7 protein-coding genes and 1 pseudogene are annotated in these 5,878 nt (G+C 62.7%); 7 read left to right on the top strand and 1 reads right to left on the bottom strand.

Going from position 1 to position 5,878, the window contains the following annotated elements; translation table 11 throughout:
* The 5 genes and pseudogenes from QOI01_RS12935 to QOI01_RS12915 all read left to right on the top strand — a co-directional run.
* Positions 1 to 240, top strand: a pseudogene (locus tag QOI01_RS12935) (NAD(P)H nitroreductase); the annotation flags it as partial.
* Positions 241 to 253: 13 nt separating this feature from the next.
* Entirely contained in the window at positions 254 to 793 is a 540-nt protein-coding gene (locus QOI01_RS12930; protein WP_526381470.1) for a universal stress protein, read from the top strand.
* Positions 790 to 1,242 carry an adenine nucleotide alpha hydrolase family protein gene (locus tag QOI01_RS12925; protein ID WP_526381468.1) on the top strand — a complete coding sequence of 151 codons (453 nt, stop codon included), beginning with the start codon at positions 790 to 792 and terminating at the stop codon, positions 1,240 to 1,242. Before QOI01_RS12930 ends, QOI01_RS12925 begins: the two co-directional genes overlap by 4 nt.
* Positions 1,243 to 1,318: 76 nt before the next feature.
* Entirely contained in the window at positions 1,319 to 1,966 is a 648-nt protein-coding gene (dosR, locus tag QOI01_RS12920) for a hypoxia response regulator transcription factor DosR/DevR (RefSeq protein ID WP_526381466.1), read from the top strand.
* A 54-nt stretch (positions 1,967 to 2,020) separates the two neighbouring features.
* The gene (locus QOI01_RS12915) at positions 2,021 to 3,745 is read left to right on the top strand and encodes a GAF domain-containing sensor histidine kinase (RefSeq protein WP_526381464.1); all 1,725 of its coding nucleotides are present in this window, start codon (positions 2,021 to 2,023) and stop codon (positions 3,743 to 3,745) included.
* A 92-nt stretch (positions 3,746 to 3,837) separates the two neighbouring features.
* On the opposite strand, the gene QOI01_RS12910 is transcribed toward QOI01_RS12915, so the two are convergent.
* Complete coding sequence (locus QOI01_RS12910; RefSeq protein ID WP_526381462.1) at positions 3,838 to 4,080, bottom strand: adenine nucleotide alpha hydrolase family protein; 243 nt, start codon at positions 4,078 to 4,080, stop codon at positions 3,838 to 3,840.
* A gap of 218 nt (positions 4,081 to 4,298) precedes the next feature.
* On the opposite strand from QOI01_RS12910, the gene QOI01_RS12905 reads away from it, so the two are divergent.
* On the top strand, positions 4,299 to 4,889 hold the full coding sequence (locus QOI01_RS12905) for a universal stress protein (protein WP_526381460.1): 591 nt from the start codon (positions 4,299 to 4,301) through the stop codon (positions 4,887 to 4,889).
* A gap of 539 nt (positions 4,890 to 5,428) precedes the next feature.
* A partial coding sequence (locus tag QOI01_RS12900) for a GNAT family N-acetyltransferase (RefSeq protein ID WP_526381458.1) occupies positions 5,429 to 5,878 on the top strand: 450 nt, incomplete at its 3' end.

The following is a 5,878-nucleotide window of genomic DNA, read 5'->3' as shown; positions in this document are numbered from 1 at the left end:
GTGTTGTCCGCGGTGTTGTTGGAGTGCACATTGGCCGGATTGGCGACGTGCACACTGACACACCTGATCGAGCTGTCGTCTAGCCGCAGGATCGTCGGCATCCTGACCGGTCGGGAAGCCATGCCGCAGTTGTTGATCCGCGTTGGAGAGGCGCCTGTGATTGGCGAGACGCCGCCGATGACGCCTCGCCGCCCGCTGCACGAGGTACTCGATTTTCGGGACCAGGCACAAGCGAAGTGACCTGTCGGCCAGGATGAACGGCCCTGGCCATTCGTATCCGTCTTTCGCAAACCTTCATCTCCTGTTCGACAGCGGTCTGCTGCCGCTAAGGGGCATGGCTATTCGGCAGGGACCAATGACCGCCAATCGGGGACTTAAGCCCTCTGAACACGAATTGAAGACGTCGATAGTGTCTACACCGTTAGATGGTTCTCGTGCAGCCCTCGACGCTGCGCTGGGGGCCGTCGATCGGGCTGTCAGCCGCGACATCCCGCTGCGTCTGGTGTACGCCATCGATTCGACCGACAACTCCGACACCCGACGCGCAGGGTGCAGCGCGAGCTGGCCCCACGGAGCTGTCTGTTCGCTACGCGTTCACCGCCGTCGAGCCGAGAAGCCGGTCAAGATCAAGGTGCAGATACTGCAGGGCCACCCAACCCGTGCGCTGATGGATGCGTCCCGGGGGGCGGCAATGTTGTGTGTCGGGTCGATCGGACTGAAATACTTCACCGTGGCCGGGTCGGTTCGACGGCCGCGACCTTGGTTGCGCGGGCCCATTGCCCCGCCGCGATGATCCGCCGGCAGGGCGGCGCGACGTCTTCCAAACCGGGCCGGGTCGTGGTCGAAGTCGATGAGTCCGTCGACAGCAGCGTATTGCAGGTCGGTGTGGAGGAAGCACAGTTGCGCGGTGCCTCCCTGCGGGTGATCACGGCCCGGCGTTCCCGGTTTACCGACATCCATGACGTCCGCGCCGCATCCGAGGGCAATCGCCAGGTATGGGCACACCTCGATCGCAGCCTGGCTTGCGGGAGGCGACGATATCCCGATCTTGACCTGCGCGCGGTGGCCGTTAGCGGCAGCGCCGTCAAGTATGTGGCCAAGCATGCTGACGACATGCACCTGGTCGTGGTGGGCCGTGACGGTCGGAGCGATGTGGGTGATCTTCTCGGACCGATCGGTTTAGCGGCCCGGCAGGACACCGATCGCTCCCTCCTCATCCGCGATCGGCGTGAATTGTTGTGAGTGTCCACCACGAGAGGTCCAATATCGTTCTAGCGGGAACCGACCACACTCACTACGGCTCCTCGGAGGGATCGCAATGGTCAAGGTCTTCTTAGTCGATGACCACGAAGTTGTTCGGCGTGGGTTGATCGATCTGCTCAGCGCCGATCCCGAGCTCGAGGTCATCGGCGAAGCCGGCTCGGTATCGCACGCGCTGGCACAGATACCTGCGCTCAAACCCGACGTCGCGGTGCTCGATGTCCGCCTACCCGACGGCAACGGGATCGAGCTATGCCGCGACCTGCTGTCGAAAATGCCCAATCTGCGCTGCCTGATGCTCACATCGTTTACCTCCGACGAAGCGATGCTCGACGCGATCCTCGCGGGCGCCAGCGGATACGTCGTCAAGGACATCAAGGGGATGGAGCTCGCCAAGGCCATCAAAGACGTAGGGGCGGGTCGTTCACTGCTCGACAACCGGGCCGCGGCCGCCTTGATGGCGAAGCTTCGCGGCGCAGCCGAACACTCCGATCCGTTGTCGGGCCTGACTGACCAGGAGCGGGTGCTGCTGGACCTGCTCGGCGAGGGGCTGACGAACAAGCAGATCGCGGCGAGGATGTTTCTGGCCGAGAAGACCGTGAAGAACTACGTTTCCCGGTTACTGGCGAAGCTGGGGATGGAACGCAGAACGCAGGCCGCGGTGTTTGTCTCCAAGCTCGACCGTCCTCGCCATTCCAACGAATAAATTACGCAGGCGAAACATCGCTCGGTTCGCGGCCGGGGTGCCACAATGGAGACCGTGACCGGCGGAGTCGAGCCGGACGAGGAATGCGGCCGCGTCCGTCCACTGCGTAATTCGTTGTCGCAGCTGCGACTGCGTGAACTGCTGACCGAGGTCCAGGATCGGGTCGAACAGATCGTCCAAGGCCGTGATCGGCTCGACGGCCTCGTCGATGCCATGTTGGTCGTGACCTCGGGGCTTGACCTGGACTCCACGCTGCGCACGATCGTGCATACCGCGATCGAGCTGATTGGCGCCCGGTACGGGGCGCTCGGTGTCCGCGGAGCCGACCACGAGCTCATCGAGTTCATCTACGAAGGTATCGACGAACCCACCCGAGAGAAGATCGGGCCGTTGCCCCAGGGTCTTGGCGTGTTGGGGGTGTTGATCGATGAGCCGACACCGATTCGGCTGGATCACATCGATGACCATCCCGCTTCAGTCGGGTTTCCGCCCAACCATCCGCCGATGCGAACCTTCCTCGGCGTTCCGGTCCGCATCCGCGACGAGGTTTACGGAAATCTGTACTTGACGGAGAAGGCGTCAGGGCTCGCCTTCAGCGAGGACGACGAGGTGCTCGCACAGGCACTGGCCGCCGCCGCCGGTATCGCCATCGACAATGCCCGGCTCTACGAGCAGTCCCAAACACGCCAGCAGTGGATCGAGGCGACCCGCGACATCGCCACCCAACTGCTGGCGGGTACCGATCCCGCCCGGGTGTTCCGGCTCGTGGCCGACGCGGCGCTCAAGCTGACGGACGCAGAGGTCGCGGTGGTCGCGGTTCCCGCCGGCGATGACGTCCCATCAGCCGACATCAGGGAACTCGTTGTGGTCGAAATCGCTTCGGCACATGGGACTCCCCCCGCAGCTCAACCGATTCCAATTGGAGGGACGTCGATCGGTGAAGCCTTTCTGCAACGAACCCCCGGACGATTGGACCTGATCGACGTCGCACTCGGCGTCCTGGACCATGCGGGCCCAGCGCTGGTCCTTCCGCTGCGTGCCGCCGACACAGTCGCCGGCGTGGTGATTACCCTGCGGCAGAAGGGCGCTCAGCCGTTTACTGAGGAACAACTCGACATGATGGCCGCCTTCGCCGATCAAGCCGCCGTGGCATGGCAGCTGGCGAGCACACAGCGTCGGATGCGCGAACTCGATGTCCTGACCGATCGGGATCGTATTGCGCGAGACCTCCATGATCATGTCATTCAGCGCCTCTTCGCTGTCGGGCTCGCGCTGCAGGGCACCATCCCCCGCGCCCGCCCCACCGAGGTCCAACGGCGGTTGACTGACAGCGTCGATGACTTGCAGGGCGTCATCCAGGAGATCCGCACCGCGATCTTCGATTTACATGGAGCACCCACCGAGACAACCCGATTGCGACAGCGCCTCGACGAGGCCATCGGGCAATTCGCCAGCTCCGAGGTCCGTACCACGGTGCAGTTCATCGGACCACTATCCGTTGTCGATGCCGCCCTCGCCGATCACGCCGAAGCGGTGGTGCGCGAGGCAGTCAGCAATGTGATTCGCCACGCCGGCGCCACAGCTTTGAGCATCACCGTCAAGGTCGAAGACGACTTGTGCATTGAAGTCAGCGACAACGGCCACGGCATCACGGGGCCAATTACTGAAAGCGGTCTGAGCAATTTGCGGGAGCGTGCCCAGGCGGTCGGCGGCGCTTTCGCAATCGAAGACGCGGCCGGCGGAGGCACGGTGCTGCGTTGGTCGGCGCCGCTGCCGTGACATCTCGGTGATTCGTACGGTACCGCTAGGACTGAGGCGACGATCACGGGCGGTCCGAGCCGACTGCACCACGGCGGAGCTTACCGAGCCCACTAGCATACCGCGAACCCGCCTCGACCGTGACTGGCAACGACGACGAGTTGTGCTGACTCGGACCGCATTACAAGGTGACTAGCCGCCCGATCCGGAACGACGACTCGGCGCACCCTGGCATCGGGGTAACGCACCTGCCACTCGGCCAACCGCTCACCGAGAAGCTTTCCTCCCACCGATTGCAACGTGGACCACTCGATCGTCGGGGAACCGTGCGCAGTCCAGTCGCTCCACGCCAGCAAAGCAACGAGGTAGCACCGTGATCATCGCCCGAAATGAGAATCAGGCCAGCCACACCCGATGCAAGGACTAACGGCGCCCGACTAGGGGTCTAATGACTCCATCCGTTACTCGAATCGGCCCATAGCGTTCAGGACATACGGCAACGGCCACCAAGGTGTGCCTGCCCACGCATCAGGAGTACGCGATGAAGCACATGGAAGCACTCGGGCCGATCATCGTGGGTGTCGACGGTTCAAGAGCTGCAATCAACGCCGCGGTTTGGGCAATCGACGAAGCCATCAGCCGTGATGTGCCGCTGCGCATCGTCCACGTCACTCATATCAGGCAAGCGTCCATCGCACCGAAGGTGCAATTCAGCCTCGAAAAGGAATATGCCGAGACAGCGCTGCGACAGGCACGTGCCGCGATCGAGGCCACCGGAAGACCGGTGAAGGTCGAGACTGTAGTCCTCCGCGGCGATGTCGACGAGGCCTTGGCCGAGGAGTCTCGCGCCGCGTCGATGATCTGCGTCGGATCCGTAGGGGTCGGCCGCATTTCCCGAGTGTTGTTCGGCTCTACCGCGGTGTCGTTGGCCGCGCGTGCGCACTGCCCGGTAGCGATCGTTCGCACCAACAGCGATGCGCCGGCACCCATTCGGGGCCGGATCGCCGTTGTTGTCAACGACGAGCCCGGTAATGACGCGGTACTGCAGACAGCCATGGATGAAGCGCGCGTGCGCGGCGAGGCGATCTTGGCGCTGGGAGCGCGGCAGCCGGAATGGGTCAGATTCCCTACGACCAACTTGATCGCCGCGCCGGCGGCTGGATGAACCGATACCCCGATGTCGACGTTCACCCCATCGCAACACGCACCGGCGTGGCATCGTTCCTGGAAACCACTGACGACGCGATTTCACTCGCTGTTATCGGCAGCGCAGACGTTGACCGCGTATCAAATTTCATCGGTCCGCGCAGTCAACCGATTCTCGCTCATGGCGAGTGTTCCATTCTCGTTGTCCGTAGGTAGTTCCGACGACTTTGCAGAAAATTGACGGGTCGCCACGGCTGAAGGAGATCGAAATGTCCACGTCCGCAGATGATTCCGAAACAAGAGTCTGTGCCCACAGGTCGCCGGCGTCGGACGCCGCTGTTCGATGGCCCGCGCGTGAAGCGGTCCTGTGCACGCGCCGATCACGCTAGCCCATGTCATTGCTCCAGCACTCACGACCATGAGGAGTGATTCGGTGCAAATCCGTGTCGAGCGATGGCAACAGCGGCACGTCACCACGTCGTCGACTGCCATGGCCGGCCGAGATCGCTCGGGCCGGTCCTCATCGTCCGGCTTCCATGGCGTCGCTAGAAGGTTGACATGACCAACGAATACTTGAAACACATTTCAGAAGCAACGCTTCTTGATGGGGGTTTGGTCTCACTACGGCGGCTCGACTTGGACGACCTCGACGGCATCTTCGCGCTATCCGAAACGCTCACTGAGAGTGAGCGGTACCTTCGTTTCTTCACTGCCCATCCGGCCTACTTGAAAAGCTGGGCCAGGTCACTCGCCGATCGCTCCAATAAACAGTTCGCACTGGGAGCCTTCGAAAGCGGCAGATTGATCGGCGTTGCCAGCTACTTCATGTGCAACGACCCTGGATGCGCCGAGGTGGCGATCGTCGTTGCCCACCAAGAACATATGCGAGGCGTGGGAACCGTGTTGCTTGGCCGACTTGGACAAATCGCCCGCGACAACGGACTGGATCGTCTGGTGGCCGACGTCCTCACGGAGAACTACTTGATGCGCAAGGTGATGTCAGATGCC

Origin of the sequence: Mycobacterium sp., assembly GCF_032162605.1 — a bacterium.
Lineage (GTDB): Bacteria > Actinomycetota > Actinomycetes > Mycobacteriales > Mycobacteriaceae > Mycobacterium.
This window is presented reverse-complemented; position numbering and strand designations above follow the sequence as displayed.

Coding starts and splice junctions, on each gene's coding strand:
- dosR (WP_526381466.1), top strand. CDS start 1,319: ATGGTCAAGGTCTTCTTAGTCGATGACCACGAAGTTGTTCGGCGTGGG.
- QOI01_RS12925 (WP_526381468.1), top strand. CDS start 790: ATGATCCGCCGGCAGGGCGGCGCGACGTCTTCCAAACCGGGCCGGGTC.
- QOI01_RS12930 (WP_526381470.1), top strand. CDS start 254: ATGAACGGCCCTGGCCATTCGTATCCGTCTTTCGCAAACCTTCATCTC.